This window comes from Rhodoferax sp. RT4P68, from assembly GCF_056521305.1.
Map to the genome: position 1 here is coordinate 201,381 of NZ_JBWMBB010000011.1, position 16,563 is coordinate 217,943.

Annotated in this window: 14 protein-coding genes; 10 read left to right on the forward strand and 4 right to left on the reverse strand. The window is 67.3% G+C overall.

From position 1 onward, the window contains the following. The first annotated feature begins 3 nt into the window (after positions 1-3). The 10 genes from purD to rng all read left to right on the forward strand — a co-directional run bounded on the left by purD (position 4) and on the right by rng (position 9,704). Positions 4-1,293, forward strand: coding sequence for a phosphoribosylamine--glycine ligase (purD, locus tag AC099J_RS22630; RefSeq protein WP_479617548.1), 1,290 nt, complete (start codon positions 4-6; stop codon positions 1,291-1,293). Positions 1,294-1,366: 73 nt separating this feature from the next. Next, positions 1,367-2,287 carry an oxygen-dependent coproporphyrinogen oxidase gene (hemF, locus tag AC099J_RS22635; RefSeq protein ID WP_479617549.1) on the forward strand — a complete coding sequence of 307 codons (921 nt, stop codon included), beginning with the start codon at positions 1,367-1,369 and terminating at the stop codon, positions 2,285-2,287. Further along, positions 2,278-2,895, forward strand: coding sequence for a nicotinate (nicotinamide) nucleotide adenylyltransferase (nadD, locus tag AC099J_RS22640; protein WP_479617550.1), 618 nt, complete (start codon positions 2,278-2,280; stop codon positions 2,893-2,895). Before hemF ends, nadD begins: the two co-directional genes overlap by 10 nt. Continuing rightward, positions 2,892-3,680, forward strand: coding sequence for a ribosome silencing factor (rsfS, locus tag AC099J_RS22645; protein WP_479617551.1), 789 nt, complete (start codon positions 2,892-2,894; stop codon positions 3,678-3,680). Before nadD ends, rsfS begins: the two co-directional genes overlap by 4 nt. Positions 3,681-3,686: 6 nt before the next feature. Next, positions 3,687-4,166 carry a 23S rRNA (pseudouridine(1915)-N(3))-methyltransferase RlmH gene (gene rlmH / locus AC099J_RS22650; RefSeq protein ID WP_479617552.1) on the forward strand — a complete coding sequence of 160 codons (480 nt, stop codon included), beginning with the start codon at positions 3,687-3,689 and terminating at the stop codon, positions 4,164-4,166. A gap of 15 nt (positions 4,167-4,181) precedes the next feature. Then, on the forward strand, positions 4,182-6,074 hold the full coding sequence (locus AC099J_RS22655; RefSeq protein WP_479617553.1) for an ABC transporter ATP-binding protein: 1,893 nt from the start codon (positions 4,182-4,184) through the stop codon (positions 6,072-6,074). Then, positions 6,071-6,673 carry a Maf family protein gene (locus tag AC099J_RS22660; protein ID WP_479617554.1) on the forward strand — a complete coding sequence of 201 codons (603 nt, stop codon included), beginning with the start codon at positions 6,071-6,073 and terminating at the stop codon, positions 6,671-6,673. Before AC099J_RS22655 ends, AC099J_RS22660 begins: the two co-directional genes overlap by 4 nt. Positions 6,674-7,047: 374 nt before the next feature. Then, positions 7,048-7,362, forward strand: a complete 315-nt coding sequence (locus AC099J_RS22665) for a hypothetical protein (protein ID WP_479617555.1) — start codon at positions 7,048-7,050, stop codon at positions 7,360-7,362. A gap of 93 nt (positions 7,363-7,455) precedes the next feature. Further along, the gene (locus tag AC099J_RS22670) at positions 7,456-7,911 is read left to right on the forward strand and encodes an SRPBCC family protein (protein WP_479617556.1); all 456 of its coding nucleotides are present in this window, start codon (positions 7,456-7,458) and stop codon (positions 7,909-7,911) included. A gap of 278 nt (positions 7,912-8,189) precedes the next feature. Continuing rightward, the gene (rng, locus tag AC099J_RS22675; protein ID WP_479617557.1) at positions 8,190-9,704 is read left to right on the forward strand and encodes a ribonuclease G; all 1,515 of its coding nucleotides are present in this window, start codon (positions 8,190-8,192) and stop codon (positions 9,702-9,704) included. 86 nt (positions 9,705-9,790) lie between these two features. On the opposite strand, the gene AC099J_RS22680 is transcribed toward rng, so the two are convergent. The 4 genes from AC099J_RS22680 to AC099J_RS22695 form a co-directional block, all read right to left on the reverse strand. After that, positions 9,791-11,743 (reverse strand): acyl CoA:acetate/3-ketoacid CoA transferase, encoded by a 1,953-nt coding sequence (locus tag AC099J_RS22680; RefSeq protein ID WP_479617558.1) that lies wholly within the window; start codon positions 11,741-11,743, stop codon positions 9,791-9,793. A gap of 5 nt (positions 11,744-11,748) precedes the next feature. After that, positions 11,749-12,876, reverse strand: a complete 1,128-nt coding sequence (locus tag AC099J_RS22685) for a zinc-dependent alcohol dehydrogenase family protein (protein WP_479617559.1) — start codon at positions 12,874-12,876, stop codon at positions 11,749-11,751. Beyond that, the gene (locus AC099J_RS22690) at positions 12,866-14,557 is read right to left on the reverse strand and encodes an acetolactate synthase large subunit (protein WP_479617560.1); all 1,692 of its coding nucleotides are present in this window, start codon (positions 14,555-14,557) and stop codon (positions 12,866-12,868) included. Before AC099J_RS22690 ends, AC099J_RS22685 begins: the two co-directional genes overlap by 11 nt. Positions 14,558-16,180: 1,623 nt before the next feature. Next, complete coding sequence (locus AC099J_RS22695; RefSeq protein WP_479617561.1) at positions 16,181-16,327, reverse strand: hypothetical protein; 147 nt, start codon at positions 16,325-16,327, stop codon at positions 16,181-16,183. Positions 16,328-16,563 lie beyond the last annotated feature (236 nt).

Below are 16,563 nucleotides of genomic sequence, written 5' to 3' on the forward strand. Positions count from 1 at the left end.
GCGATGAAAGTCCTCGTCATCGGCGGCGGTGGCCGCGAACATGCGCTGGCCTGGAAGCTGGCCCAATCTTCACGCGTGACCCGCGTCTACGTGGCACCCGGCAATGGCGGCACGGCTCTGGACGAGCGGCTCGTCAATGTGCCCATCACCGACGTGGTGGCGCTGCGCGAATGGGCGCAGACCGAGCACATCGCGCTGACGGTGGTCGGGCCCGAGGGGCCGCTGGCGGCCGGCGTGGTCGATGAGTTCCGCGCCCACGGGCAGCGCATCTTCGGCCCCACCAAGGCGGCCGCGCAGCTGGAGAGCTCCAAGGCGTTCTCCAAGGATTTCATGCAACGCCATGGCATTCCCACGGCCGAGTACCAGACCTTCAGCGACCCGGCGCTGGCCCATGCGTATGTCGATGCCAAGGGTGCGCCCATCGTGGTCAAGGCCGACGGTTTGGCGGCCGGCAAGGGCGTCGTCGTGGCAACCACGCTGGCCGAGGCGCACGAGGCCATCGACTTCATGCTGGTGGACAACACGCTGGGCGTGACCCACAACGCAGGCGGTGCGCGCGTCGTGATCGAAGAGTTCCTGCAGGGCGAAGAGGCCAGCTTCATCGTGCTGTGCGACGGCAAGAACGTGACGGCGATGGCCACCAGCCAGGACCACAAGCGCCTGCAGGATGGCGACCAGGGGCCGAACACCGGCGGCATGGGCGCTTACTCGCCCGCGCCGGTGGTCACGGCGGACGTGCACGCACGCGCCATGCGCGAGATCATCCTGCCCACCATCCGCGGCATGGAAAAGGACGGCATCGCCTACACCGGCTTTCTGTACGCCGGCCTGATGATCGACGCCAAGGGCAAGCCCAAGACGCTGGAGTTCAACTGCCGCCTGGGCGACCCGGAGACGCAGCCGCTGCTGATGCGCCTGAAGTCCGACCTGTTCGAGGTGCTGTGGAACGCCACCGAGCCCGGCCCGCACGGCAAGCTGGACCAGATCGACCTGGAGTGGGACCGCCGCATCGCGCTGGGCGTGGTGCTGGCCGCGCACGGCTACCCGCTGTCGCCGCGCAAGGGCGACGCCATCATCGGCCTGCCCGAGCCCACGGCTGACGCCGTGGTGTTCCATGCCGGCACCGAGCGCCAGGGCGAGGCGACGTTGACCTCTGGCGGGCGCGTGCTGTGCGTGACCGTGCTGGCCGACAAGGTCAAGCTGGCGCAGCAGCGCGCCTATGAGGTGGTGCGTGGCATCCACTTCGACGGCATGCAGTACCGCCGCGACATTGGCCACCGTGCAGCCAAATGAGCGCCGTGCCGGGCCGCTTCAAGCAAGCTCGCACTCGCCTTGCGGGACAGGCAGCAGGCCGGAGGATCCACCCATGACACCGACCACCCCGGCAGCGCGTTTTGGGGCTTGGCTGCGCGGCTTGCAGCAGGAGATCTGCGAGCAGTTCGCGGCCGTCGACGGCACGTCTTTTGTCGCCGACGCCTGGGCCAAGCCACCCGGCGAGACGCTGCAGGGCGAGGGGCTGACCTGCATCCTCGAAAGCGGCCCGGTGCTGGAGCGTGCGGGCTGCGGTTTCTCGCATGTGCGCGGCCCCAGCCTGCCGCCTTCGGCCACGCAACACCGGCCGCAGCTTGCCGGGGCACCGTTCGAGGCCATGGGCGTCTCGCTGGTGTTCCACCCTCGCAACCCCTATGCGCCCACAGTGCACATGAACGTGCGCATGATCTCGGCCGGGCACCCGGGCGATGTGCCGGTCTGCTGGTTCGGCGGCGGCATGGACCTGACGCCCATCTACGGCGACGAGGACGACGCGCGGCACTTCCACAGCGTCTGCCGCGACGCCCTGGCGCCCTACGGCGACGACAAGTACCCGCGCTTCAAGCGGTGGTGCGACGAGTACTTTTTCCTCAAGCACCGGCAAGAGGCGCGCGGCATCGGCGGCGTCTTCTTCGACGACTTCAGCGAGACCGGCGTGGACGGCGGCATGGCCATGACACGGGCCGTGGGCGGCGCGTTTGTCGAAGCCTACCTGCCCATCCTGCAGCGCCGCATGCACACGCCCTACGGCGAGCGCGAGCGCGCGTTCCAGCTCTATCGGCGCGGCCGCTATGTCGAATTCAACCTGGTGTGGGACCGCGGCACGCACTTCGGTCTGCAGTCGGGCGGGCGAACCGAATCGATTTTGCTGTCGATGCCGCCGCTGGCGGCCTGGTCGTATCAGCACACGCCGCAGGCCGAGTCTCCCGAAGCCCGGCTGACCGATCACTTCCTGGTGCCACGCGCGTGGGTCTGATCCCCGAGGTGCGGCGCGTCGGCGTCTATGGCGGCGCTTTCGATCCGCCGCACCGCACCCACGTGGCGCTGGTGCGCGCGGCGATGGCGCAGCTTGAGCTCGATGTGATGCACGTGCTGCCCACGGGCCAGCCCTGGCACCGGCCGCAGCAGGCCACCGACGCGGCCCTGCGGCTGGACATGGCGCGACTCGCGTTTGCGGAGCTGCCCGGTGTGGTGGTGGACCCACGCGAGATCGAGCGTCCCGGCCCCAGCTATACCGTGGAGACGCTGCGGGAACTGAAAATCCGTTATCCTCGCGCCCGTCTGTACCTGATGCTGGGCTCGGACCAGGCCCGCGCGCTGACCAGCTGGCATGCCTGGCAAGACATCCTGGACATGGCGGTCCTCGTCATCGCCGCCCGCATCGACGACACCGCGCCTTCGGGCGACGATGAACTGCCGGCCTTGCCCGGCGCACGATACGAGCACTTACAAATCGAGCCGCTGGACACCAGCGCCACCGACATCCGCCTGCGCGTGGCCGACGGCCGCGGGATCGACCATCTGGTTCCCGCTGCCGTTGCACGCTATATTGACCAACACCACCTCTACCACACTGCTCGATGACCACTGGAACCACCTCGGAATCTGTCGCCAAGAAGGACACCCAAAAACTGCAACGCTGCATCGTCGATGGGCTGGAAGACGTCAAGGCGCAGGACATCCAGGTGTTCAACACCGAGCATCTCTCCCCGCTGTTCGAGCGCGTGATCGTGGCCTCGGGCACGTCGAACCGGCAGACCCGGGCGCTGGCCTCCAGCGTGCGCGATGCGGTGCGCGAGGCCGGTTTCGGAAAGCCCCGCATCGAGGGAGAAGAGAACGGTGAATGGATCATCGTGGACTGCGGCCCCGCCGTGGTGCACATCATGCAGCCCGCCATTCGCCAGTACTACCACCTCGAAGAGCTGTGGGGCGAGAAGCCGATCCGCCTGAAGTTCGGCGCGCTCAAGCCCGTGGTGCCGGTCAAGGTCGTCGAAAAGGCGCCGGCCAAGAAGGCTCCCGCCAAGAAGGTCGCTGCCAAAACTGCCAGCGGCAGGCCGGTGAACGGAAGAACCGCCGCCAAGCTGGCGCGGAACAAGCCGGAAGTGCAGTACGCACCGCCGCGGCCGGAGCTTGAAACGCCGGTGAAGAAGGCGCCTGCGAAGAAGGCAGCCGCCAAAACCGCCGCGCCCATGAAGGCGGGCGGCAAGACAGCGGCCGCCAAGGCGCCCGTCAAACCCTCCGTCAAGGCGCCGGCAAAGACGCCGGTCAAGACGGTGGTGGTCAAGCCTTCGGCTCCCAGAGGCGCGGCTGCCAAGTCCGCCGCGGCCAAGAAGGCGCCCGCCAAGAAGGCCGCAGCCCGCCGCGCCTGACCCGGCGTGAAGCTCGCCATCGTCGCTGTCGGCCTGCGCGTGCCCGACTGGGCGCAGACGGCCTACGACGACTACGCCAAGCGTTTCCCCCCTGAACTGCGCGTCGAACTGCGCGCCGTGAAGACCGAACCGCGCGGCTCGCGCACGGTGCCCCAGGTGCAGGCTGCCGAGCGCGAGCGCATCACGGCCGCCATCGCGTCGGCGGCTGGCCGCTCGGCCCGCGTCGTGGTGCTGGATGAGCGGGGCACCTCCCTCACCACGCAGGCGCTGGCCGCAAGGCTCACGACCTGGCAGCTCGAAGGCGGTGACGTGGCGCTCGTCATCGGCGGCCCGGACGGCCTGGAGCCGGCGTTTCGCCAGAGCGCGCACGAGCGCATTCGCCTGTCCGACCTGACCTTGCCCCACGCGATGGCCCGCGTGCTGCTGATCGAGCAGCTCTACCGCGCCTGGTCCATCAACGCCAACCACCCGTACCACCGAGAGTAGAGCGCCGTCGCCCCCATGCTGGCCTGGTTCGAGCACCTGCTCCACCCCTTTCCCGACACGACGCCCCAGCCCTCGCCGCGTGGTTTCCTGGCCTTCGTGTGGGCCTGCACCGTGGGCGTGCGCCGCTACATCCTCGCGATGGTGCTGCTGACGGCCGTGATCGGCGCATTCGAGGCGCTGCTGTTCGCCATGATGGGCCGCATCGTCGACTGGCTGGGCCGCATCCCGCCGGCGCAGCTGTGGCAAGAGGAGCAGGGCCGCTTGTTGCTGCTGGCCGGCATCGTGCTGGCCAGCCCGCTGTTGATCGCCCTGCAGAGCCTGATCAAGCGCCAGACCCTGGCGAGCCACTTTCCCATGTTGCTGCGCTGGAACTTCCACCGGCTCATGCTGAACCAGAGCATGGGCTTCTACCAGGACGAGTTCGCCGGGCGCATCGCCACCAAGGTGATGCAGACGGCGCTGGCGGTGCGCGAGTTCTGGATGATCCTCGGCGACATCCTGGTGTTCGTGACGATCTACTTCGTCACCATGGTGGCCGTGGTCGGCACCTTCGACACCTGGATGCTGCTGCCCTTTGTCTCCTGGGCGGCGTGCTATGCGGTCGTGCTGCGCTGGTTCGTGCCGCGGCTGGCGCGCGTCTCCAAGAGCCAGGCCGACGCGCGCTCGCTCATGACTGGCCGCGTGACCGACGCCTATACCAACATCGCCACCGTCAAGCTGTTCTCGCACGCGGGGCGCGAGGCCGGTTTTGCGCGTTCGGCCATGGACGAATTTCTGGTCACGGCGCGCGCGCAGATGCGGCTGGTCACCGGCTTCGAGATCGCCAACCAGGTGCTGTCGGCACTGCTGATCCTGTCCACCACCGGTCTCGTGCTGTGGCTGTGGATCCAGGGCCAGGTGGGCGTGGGCGCCGTCGCGGCCGCCACCGCCATGGCCATGCGTTTGTCGGGCATCTCGCATTGGGTGATGTGGGAGATGGCCTCGCTGTTCGAACATGTGGGCACGGTGCAGGACGGCATCAACACCTTGTCGCGCCAGCAGCTTGTGCTGGACAAGCCCGGCGCCCCGGCCCTGCAGGTGCCGCGGGGCGAAGTGCGATTCGAGGACTTGCACTTCGCCTACGGCGCCACGGGCCGCGAGGTGCGCCAGGTCATCGACGGCTTGTCGCTGACCATCCGCCCGGGCGAGAAGATTGGCCTGGTGGGCCGATCGGGCGCCGGCAAGTCCACGCTGGTGCAGTTGCTGCTGCGTTTCTACGACGTGGGCGGCGGCCGTATTTTGGTCGACGGGCAGGACATTGCGGAGGTCGCGCAGGACAGCCTGCGCGCGCAGATCGGCATGGTCACGCAAGACACATCGTTGCTGCACCGCTCGGTGCGCGACAACATCCTGTACGGCCGGCCTGACGCGACCGAGGAGCAGATGCAGACCGCCGCCCGCCGCGCCGAGGCCGAGGAATTCATCGCCCAACTGGCCGACCCCAAGGGCCGGCGCGGCTACGACGCCCACGTGGGCGAGCGCGGCGTCAAACTCTCGGGCGGTCAGCGCCAGCGCATCGCGATTGCGCGCGTGATGCTGAAGAACGCGCCCATCCTGCTGCTGGACGAAGCCACCAGCGCGCTGGACTCCGAAGTCGAGGTCGCGATCCAGACCAGCCTGTACCGGTTGATGGAGGGCAAGACCGTGATCGCCATTGCGCACCGCCTGTCCACCATCGCCGCGATGGACCGGCTCATCGTGCTCGACAAGGGCCGCATCGTCGAGTCGGGTGACCACCAGAGCCTGCTGGCGCACGACGGCTTGTACGCGCGCCTGTGGGCGCACCAAAGCGGCGGCTTTTTGGGTGAAGAGGTCGACGACCCACCACCGCCATCGCCCGGCCGCGACGAACGCGCATTGTCCGCATGACCGACTTCATCTATCTCGCCTCCCAAAGCCCGCGCCGGCGCCAGCTGCTGGACCAGCTGGGCGTGCGCCATGAACTTCTGCTGGCCGACTCTGGCGAAGACGCGGAGACGCTGGAGGCTGTGCGTGGCAAGGAGGCGCCGGCCCGCTATGTGCAGCGCGTCACCGGCCTGAAGCTGGACGCCGCCGTCGCGCGCCACCGTGCACGCGGCTTGCCGGCCGCGCCCATCCTGTGCGCCGACACGACCGTGGCCCTCGGGCCCGCCATCCTGGGCAAGCCTGAAGACGCGGCCGACGCGGCACGCATGCTGCAGCAGCTGTCGGGGCAGGACCACCGCGTGCTGACGGCCGTGGCGCTGCAGCATGGCGCCAAGCGACTTCAAGCGCTCAGCCTGTCGCATGTCCGCTTCGCGCCCTTGAGCGCAGACGAGATCGCGCGCTACGTGGCCAGCGGCGAGCCACTGGGCAAGGCCGGTGCTTACGCCGTGCAGGGCAGGGCGGCGGCCTTCATCTGCGGCATGCGCGGCAGCTACTCCGGCATCATGGGCCTGCCGGTGTTCGAGACCGCGCAACTGCTGCGCCAGGTCGGCTTGGCGGTGTGACGCACGTGCCGGGACTTGTCCCGGCCACCTGTGGATATCGTTGGTGCCAGCCCCGGGAGCGCGCAGTGCACGCAGTCGGTGCCCATGCGGCTTGCGGCCAGGCCGCCTCGCGGCCACAACGATGAAGACGGCTGCGCGTCTGCAAGGCGGAGGGCCTGACTTGGATGCCGGAGGCCGATCCCGGATGCGCTGGAGATGTTGCCGCCGGTGCGACCGGTCTTGTGCCGGGCGGGGCACCGGTGTGCCGGCGAACTCGGACCGAATGCGCCACGCGCGGGGCCGCAGAACGTGACGGCGGGGCTACACTCGCGGCGCGCACATGCCCCGGGTGAGCGTCTGCCGCTCGCCCAACATCAGAAGACCGAGGAGCCATCGTGAAGACCGCCAAGACCGCATCCAAGTCCGCTGTTGCCAAGAGGCCCGCCACCAAGGCCGTGGCACGGCCACCCGCCGCTGCAGCCGCACCGACCGCAGCCACTGCTCCTGAGGCCCTGCTGCCCAACATGACCCGCGACGCGCTGGGTGAAGTCACCGAGACGCTGGAGTTCATGTGGTCGGCGACGCAAGCCGTGTTCGGCGAACAGGCCAGGCCCGAGCACGCCATCGCGCTATTGCCCTTTGCCATGGATGCCCTGGAAGTGCGCCGGTTGCTGGAAGACGCGGCCAAGCAAGGCAAGCGCAAGGCCTGAGCCGCTCCGCGCCAAACCGGCCGCGGTCGATTCCGGCGCGCGCCGCACGTTGTGGGGCGAGGGTCGTCCTCGGTTGAACCACAGGAATCCACCATGTCCACCACCCACACCGTGCGCCTGCACCGCGTCCTGCGGGCGCCTGCGGAGCGCGTCTACCGCGCGTTCCTGGATGCAGACGCATTGGCCAAATGGCTGCCGCCCAATGGCTTCACCTGCAAGGTGCAGAGCCTGGATGCCCGCGTCGGCGGCCGCTTCAAGATGTCGTTCACCAACTTCTGCACCGGCCACAGCCACAGCTTCGGTGGCACCTATCTGGAGCTGGTGCCGCACGAGCGGCTGCGCTACACCGATGTCTTCGACGACCCTCACCTGCCAGGCGAGATGGTGGTCACCGTCACCCTGGCCAAGGTACTGGTCGGTACCGAACTGGTCGCGGTGCAGGAGGGCATTCCGTCCATGATCCCGCCCGAGGCCTGCATGCTCGGCTGGCAGGAATCGCTGGCGTTGCTGGCCCAGTTGGTCGAGGCGGAGATCCCCGACGGCGCCTAAGGCGTTACGGTGCCGCTGCCGCTGCGGCTGCGCTGCCCGGCCACCTGCAGCGCCTGCGGCCGCAGGCGTGCAGCCGCGCGACTCGCGTCCTTCAGCTTGCTTGGCCATATGCGCCTGGCCGTGCTGGCACCGCAACACCAGGACGCGCTGGCCCGTGCGTGGGCCAGCGGCTAGGGTGGCGCTGCGCGTAGGATCGGCGGGCAGAATTTCAAACAACGAGGAGCCGACGTGCAGACCCATCGCAGCCCACTCCCACCTGGCCACCGCGCCATCGCGACATGCACCAGGACATCCTGATCAACTGGTCTCCACAGGAGACCCGCGTCGCCATCGTCGAACACGGCGCCGTGCAGGAGCTGCATGTCGAGCGCTCCCTTGAGCGCGGCCTGGTCAGCAATGTCTACTTGGGCAAGGTCGCCCGCGTGCTGCCCGGCATGCAGTCCACCTTCATCGACATCGGCCTGGAGCGGGCCGCCTTCCTGCACGTGGCCGACCTGCTGCCCAGCGCGACCGGTGTGCGTGGAGAGGGCGAGCCGGCCCAGCCGTCGCAGCAGCCGCGCCCCGCCGCCAGCGGCCAGGTGCCCATCGAACGCCAGGTGTTCGAAGGCCAGTCGCTGATGGTGCAGGTCATCAAGGACCCGATCGGCACCAAGGGCGCGCGGCTGTCCACGCAGATCAGCATCGCCGGTCGGCTGCTGGTGTTCCTGCCGCAGGACGAGCATGTCGGCGTCTCCCAGAAGATTCCTGGCGCCCAGCGTGATGACCTGCGGCGCCGGCTGCAGGCGCTGGTGGGCGACACCGCCAATGGCGGCGGAGGCGGCGGCTTCATCCTGCGCACCAACGGCGAAGATGCCACCGACGCCGAGCTGGCCGACGACATCGCGTACCTGCGCAAGGCGTGGGCGCGCATCCGGGCCGCTGCGTTGCGCCAGCCCGCGCCCTCGCTGCTGCACCAGGACCTGAACCTGCTGCAGCGTGTGCTGCGCGACCTGGTGAACGAGGAGACGCAGTCGATTCGGCTCGACTCGCGCGAACAGTTCGACAACCTGTCGGCCTTCGGCCGTGAGTTCATGCCGGCGGCCGTGCACAAGCTGCAGCACTACAAGGGCGAGCGGCCGATCTTCGACCTGTTCTCCATCGACGACGAGATCACCAAGGCGCTGGGCCGGCGCGTGGATCTCAAGTCCGGTGGCTACCTGATCGTGGACCAGACCGAGGCGCTGACGACAGTGGATGTGAACACCGGCGGCTACGTGGGCGCGCGCAACTTCGACGACACCATCTTCAAGACCAACCTGGAGGCGGCCGGCGCCATCGCGCGCCAGCTGCGCCTGCGCAACCTGGGCGGCATCATCATCGCGGACTTCATCGACATGGCGCCGCAGGAGCACCGCGACGCCGTACTGGCCGAGCTGCGCAAGCAGCTGGCCCGTGACCGTGTGAAGACTTCGGCCGCCGGCTTCTCACAGCTGGGCCTGGTGGAGATGACGCGCAAGCGTACGCGCGAATCGCTGGCGCACATCCTGTGCGAGGCCTGCGAGACCTGCCACGGCATCGGCGCCGTGAAAACCGCGCGCAGCGTGACCTACGACATCCTGCGCGAGATCCTGCGCGAAGCCCGCCAGTTCAACCCGCGCGAGTTCCGCGTGATCGCCTCGCCCAAGGTGATCGAACTGTTTCTAGACGAGGAGAGCCAGCACCTGGCCGGGCTCTCGGATTTCATCGGCAAGCCGATCTCGCTGCAGAGCGAGAGCGCGATGGGGCCTGAGCAATACGACATCGTGTTGATGTGAGGTTCACCGGGGGCTCACCCGGTCCCAACAGGTTCTGGGCGACGCACGTGCCCGCGCCACGGCCGGCGGTTGCGCCATGAAGGGCATCACCGTCGTGGGCTGTGCACGTCTTTGCGCAAGAACTCGACCGCTTCAGATTGTGTTTCAAAGAGGTGCGCGGCCCCCTTGCGCAACGATAGCGAGGCGCCGAGCTTCATGCGCATGAACGCACTGGTGGTGTAGCGCATCGCGGTGCTGTAGTACTGAGCGTGCAACTCCTCGACCATGGCGAAATAGCTGGCGCTGATCGTCTCGTCGATGTGGAAACCGTCGTAGTTGGCAACCAGCGCCACCTTGCGTCCGGCTTGCTGGCAACGTGCCGCGAACACCCGACGCACGCAGTCGACATCCTCCACGTCATGGATCGCATGGCCTTGGAAGTTGACGAACAGGATGTTGCGGGCCGCGTCGTAGCTCAAGCGCTCGGTGAGCTGCAGATCGAGCAACTCGGCCGCGAGCCCCATCGGGCCGACGCCGTAGAGGCGCGCATCCATGCACTTCACGTCGCCGATCAAGGGCCGAAACGACATGTGCGCCAGGATGTCACGTTCGATGTCGATGCCCGGCGCCACCTCGGTCAGCTGCAGGCCGCCCGCCTGCAGGGCGAAGACGCAGCGTTCGGTGACGTAGTGCACCGACTGCTGCTTCAGCACCGCTTGCGGGCCGCTGAAGGTGATCTGCTCCACGGCCTCGACGAACTTCGGCGTGTGGCCTTCCCGCGCGATGTGCAGCCTGCCGTCCTCGATGCGCACCTCGAGGCCGCCAGCGGTGAAGGTACCGGCGAAGACCACGCGCCGCGCGTTCTGGCTGATGTTGATGAAGCCGCCCGAGCCCGCCAGGCGCGGGCCGAACCGGCTGACGTTGACGTTGCCGGCGCGATCGGTCTGCGCCATGCCCAGGCAGGCCAGGTCGAGCCCGCCGCCGTCGTAGAAATCGAACTGCTGGTTCTGGTGCAGCAGCGCCTGGGTGTTGACCGCAGCGCCGAAGTCCAACCCGCCGATGGGCATGCCGCCGATGACGCCAGGCTCGGTGGTCAGCGTGAGGTGTTCCAGCACGCGCTCCTCCGCCGCCACGGCCCCCAGCACCTCGGGCATGCCAATGCCCAAATTGATGACGCCTCCCAGCGGCAGCTCGAAGGCGCAGCGGCGCGCGATCAGCTTGCGTTCGTCCAGCGGCGCGATGGCGATCTTGTTGACCGGCACGCGCATCGCGCCGGCATAGGCGGCGTTGTAGGCGGTGCCGTAGGTCTGGTGGTGCAGCTCCGGCGTCGCCACCACCACGCAATCGACCAGCACACCCGGCACAACCACGCGGCGTGCGTCCAGCGTGCCGGTGGCCGCGATGCGCTCGACCTGCGCAATCACCAGCCCGTTGGCGTTGTGTGCAGCCATCGCGGCCGCCTGGGCATCGAGCAGCAAGGCTTCGTGCTCCATGGTGATGTTGCCGGACGGGTCCGCCGTCGTACCCCGGATCAGCGCCACGTTGATCGGGAACACCTTGTAGAACAGCCATTCCTCGCCGTCGATCTCCATCACCCGCACCAGCTCTTCCTGCGTGCGCAGGTTGATGCGGCCGCCGCCCAGGCGCGGGTCGACAAACGTGCCCAGGCCCACCTTGCTCAAGGTGCCGGCGCGGTGTGCTGCGGCGTCGCGGTACAGGTGCGAGATGGTGCCGAGCGGCAGGTTGTACGCCTCGATCAGATTGTCGACCGCGAGTTTGGCCAACTGCGGCACCAAGGCCCAATGGCCACCGATCGCGCGCTTGACGAGCCCCGCGTGCGCCAAGCGGTTGATGCCGCGCGCTTTGCCGTCCCCAGGTGCCGCCGCGAAGACCAAGGTCAGGTCGCGCGGCTCCTGCGTGGCCACGAAGCGCTGCTCCAGCGCCACGATCAGCTCCTCCGGCGTGCCGATGCCGACGAAACCCGAGCAGCTCACGCTGTCGCCATCGCGGATCAGCGCGATGGCCTCGCTGGCGCTGACGATCTTGTCGCGGCTGTGCACGTCGGTCAGTCGAACACGACCACCTGCCGGATCGCCCGCCCATCGTGCAGCATGTCGAAGCCGTGGTTGATGTCTTCGAGCGCGATGCGGCCGGTCAAGAGCTTGTCGACCGGCAGCCGCCCCTGTTGGTACAGCGCCAAGTAGCGCGGCACGTCGCGCGAGGGCACGCAGGTGCCGATGTAGCTGCCCTTCAGCGTGCGTTCCTCGGCCACCAGGCTTACGGCGGCCAGTGGCCAGGTCGCCGTCGAGGGCGGCAGGCCGGCGGTGACGGTGGTGCCCCCACGGCGTGTGATGCCGTAGGCGAGGTCGAGCGCGCGGATGGAGCCGGCGAATTCGAAGGCGAACTCGACACCGCCCGCGCTCAGCTCGCGGATCTGCTCCAGCGCATCGGCCTGGCCGGCGTTGACGGTGTGGGTGGCGCCCAACTCGCGCGCCAGCTTGAGCTTGTCGTCCGCCAGATCGATGGCGACGATCTGCCGCGCGCCTGCGGCGTGTGCGCCGATCAGCGCGGCCAGGCCAACACCGCCCAGGCCGACCACGGCCACCGAAGCGCCAGCCTGCACCTTCGCCGTGTTGACCACGGCGCCCACGCCGGTCAGCACGGCGCAGCCGAACAACGCGGCTTCGTCGAGTGCAATGGTGCGGTCGATCCGTACCAGCGAGTGGCGCGAGACCGTCGCGTACTCGGCAAACACCGAGCAGCCCAGGTGGTGGTGGATCGACTGGCCGACATGCGAGATGCGCCGCGCGCCCGACAGCAGCGTGCCGGCGCCGTTGGCGGTGGCACCGGGCCCGCACAACGCCGGACGGCCTTCCGCGCAGGGGGCGCAATGGCCGCAACTGGGCACGAAGACCACCACGACATGGTCACCGACCTGCAGATCACTGACGCCTTCGCCCAATTCTTCGACGATGCCGGCGGCCTCGTGGCCCAAGGCCATCGGCATCGGCCGCGGCCGGTCGCCGTTGATCACCGACAGGTCCGAATGGCACAGGCCCGCGGCGACGATCTTGATCAGCACCTCGTCCGGGCCGGGCGGCGCCAGATCGACGGTCTCGATCGAGAGCGGCCGCGATGTCGCGTATGGCGCGGCAAGACCCATCTGCCGAAGGACTGCGGCTTTAATTTTCATGGGACGCCTTTGAGGATGTGGAGGTGGCCGCGACCCGGTCGCGCAGTTCATCGACCAGCACCCGGGTGTTCTCCGAATAGTCGATCGGGACCGCGACGAGCTGCACCCCGCCCTCGGCGAATGCGTCGTTCAGCGCTTGCGGCAAGCCGTCGGCCGTCTCGACGCGGCGCCCCTTGGCGCCGTACGCATCGGCATATTTGACGAAGTCAGGGTTGCCGAACGTCATGCCCCAGTCGGCGAATTGATCGACCGACTGCTTCCAGCGGATCATGCCGTAGGCGTTGTCCTGGATGATCAACACCACCAGGTTGAGCTTGAGCCGCACAGCGGTCTCGAGCTCCTGCGAGTTCATCATGAAGCCGCCGTCGCCGCACACGGCAAGCACCCGGCGCTGCGGATACAGCAGCGCGGCCATCATGGCTGAAGGCAGCCCGGCGCCCATCGTGGCCAGAGCGTTGTCCAGCAACAGCGCATTGGTCGAGCGCGTCGGATAGCAACGCGCGAACCAGATCTTGTACATGCCGTTGTCCAGCGCGACGATGCCGTCGTCCGGCATGACCTGGCGTACGTCGTGCACGATGCGCTGCGGCGTCAGCGGAAAGCGCGACTCGGTGCCGCGCGCCATGGTGCGCGCCAGGATGCCCTCACGCTGCGGCAGCAGGGCCGCCGCGCGCGGCAGTTGCCCCACCAGGCGGTCAGCCAGCAAGTCCAGACTGCGACCCACGTCACCCACCACTTCGGTATGCGGGAAGTACACCTGCTCGACAGTGGCCGGCGTGTAGCCGATGTGGATCACCCAGGGTCCGTTCGGTCCCATGATGAAGGGTGGCTTTTCGATCGTGTCGTGACCGATCGCAAGGATGAGATCGGCGCGGTCGATCGCCTCGTGCACATAGTCGCGCGCGGTCAGCGCGGCTGTACCCATCCACAACCCGTTCGGGCCTTCGGCGAGCCCGCCGCCGGCGACCGTGCCCTTGCCCATCTGTGTGTTGAAGAACGGAATGCCGACCCGGCGCACGAACTCGGACAGCTGGCTCGCCAGGCGCGGCCGGTTGGTGGCCGCGCCGCACATGATGAGCGGCCGTTTGGCGTTCTTGACCAACTCGGCGGCCCGGGCAATGGCTGCTTCGTGCGCGACCGGCAGCTCGATGGGGTGCACGGGGATCACCACGGTCTTGTCGGGTACCTGTTCGGCCGCGACGTCCTCGGGCAGTTCGAGATGCACCGGGCCGGGCCGCTCCTCGGCCGCCATGCGGAAGGCATCGCGCACCATGGTGGGAATGCTCGCCGCGCTCACGATTTGCCGCGACGCCTTGGTCAGTGGCTTCATGGTCGCGACGATGTCGACGATCTGGAAGCGTGCCTGCTGCGCCGACATGATCGCCTTCTGGCCGGTGATCAGCACCATCGGCATGGCGCCCAGGTGGGCATAAGCGGCGCCGGTGACCAGGTTCAGCGCGCCTGGCCCGAGTGTGGCCAGGCAAACGCCGGGCTTCCCAGTCAGCCGCCCATAGGTGGCCGCCATGAAGGCGGCCGATTGCTCGTGCCGCGTGAGAACGAGCTCGATGCGGGAGTGCCGCAGCGACTCGACGAGGTCGAGATTTTCTTCGCCGGGAACGGCGAAGATGCGCTCGACTCCCTCGTTCTCCAATGCAGCGACGAACAGATCAGATGCTTTCATCGCAAACTCCGGGGATGTCGATTCGGATTCAGTACGCGGCGCGGTACCGTGGCCGCTCTGGGGAGCGGAGTTCGCCGTGGCCCTGCGGCTCGACACGGATCAACTGGTCAGATGCTGCGCTGCGACCGGCCGTGAGCACGTCGGGCTGCCCGCTGTTGCGCTGTAGGACGTGGCTGTCATCTACAGGTCCTGTAGTGTCGACATTCCTTCCAGCTGAATCGTGACCGGCTGATTTCTCTTGTCGGCTCAATGTGATTTCGGCATGGCCTGAGACTTGCACTCTTCCAGAATCCACTACACCAGGAGGACGTGAATGAGTGACCAGCGTTCGAATCACCAGGTTTCTAGGCCTCCGCCAGCACCTGGTATGGCCGCGCCCAGGACAGTGGTCAACAGCTCGGCGACCGCACCTTACGTGCCCGTCAAAACCGTGCCCATGAGGCGCGGCGCCGATGACCACAAACAACAGCAGACCAGAGGGCTGCCGACCTGACCAGAACCGTGTCTGGCCCCCAGGAACAAGAAAAGCCCTGCAGAACAAGTTCTACAGGGCTTTCTTGAGACTTTCTGAGGCTTGGAGAAAAGCTCAGAAATGTGATTTTGGCGGAGCAGGCGTCCGTAGCATCGTTAGGTTTCATGCGGGTTCCAGGACCATTTTTTTCGAGACCCCCCAAAAGACCCCCCAACAAAAAATCGCTTCGGCCGCAGCGGGCACGCATGTGCGTCGGTGCAAGGGTGAACGCCGGCAACGTCTGTTCGCGCGATCACCGTGCACGGTGCCTATTACTTCTGCGCTGCGCCTGCGGTCCATGTTCCGAGCCTCTTCGCCCAATTCATCAGCAAGTGCCGGATAGATCTCCTGGCTGCGAAGCCAAAGCGCAATTCGGCCAACTCGGCATGAGCATGCCTGGAAGCAGAGTCGTTGCCGGCGTCACGGCAGGGTTCGGGTCGCTGAAGGTGTAGCGGCTGCACGGGCGACGCTTCGTAATGCGGCGCCAGGCGAAGGAGGAGGTAAAGCCACTCGTCCGCCAGTGAGCTTGCCTTTTTGGCTTGACGTTGAGCCTCCAGGCGAGCACCCGGCGACAGCGCTTTCCAAGCGATCACGGAAAAGGTTCTGCAGCACCACAGAGAGCCCGGCCCCGAGCGGACGGCAGGTGCAGGACAAGAAGGCTGTCGTGGCCAAGCTCGAGCAGTGGCTTTCGAGCGCAGGCACGTACAGGGTGAACAGCTTGGTGATCAGAGCGGCCGCCCGAGAGACGCCTGATGAGCGCGAGTGCTAGCGCGACGGACGCCGCCGGCGCGCGCAACGGGGACAACTCTCGATGCAAACGAGGCAACTTGGTAAGCCGCCACAACGCCGCAAGAAGTGGAGCGATGCATGGGGCCGGGATCGTCCGAGAAGGCCAAGGGGCGCAGTTCCGGCGATTTCGTCGCCGCCTCCGGCGGCTGAGGCATGCAGTTCCTGCCCTGGCCCTTACGTCTTGGCCCTAGTCCTACATCAGCGCGGCACTCGGTCACCCAACGGTTTTCCGTCGAGTGTATTTTTTGGGTCGAGCAACTTGCTCGCAACTCAAAGGAGACGGAAATGGCGAACCGATCCAACCGGTCCACCGGCGGGACCAATCAAGACAATTCGGCACAGCCGAACCAGCGCCACCGAACCAACCCGGGCAGCAGGGCCAAGGCCAGAAACCCCAGGACCAGCAGCAGCATGACATCGGCAACAAGCAGGCCGGTCAGCAGGGTCAGAAGCCGCCAAGGATGGGCCAAGGCGGGAACTCAGATCAGCAGTCGGGGGGCAGCAAGTCCTAGCGGCTGGGCGGAGCAGGCGTAAATCCAGCTTGCTTGCGCCGCCGTCAATTGAGATTGGTACGGGGCGCGTGCGAGATCGGTTGCCTGCGCGTCAGCATTCCTTAGACTGCGTAGCAACCATTAAGGCGCGGTGAGGACAATTGGATGGTGCTGATTTCAGGGCAGCAAGTAGCAAGCGGGAGCCGCAGTTGTCA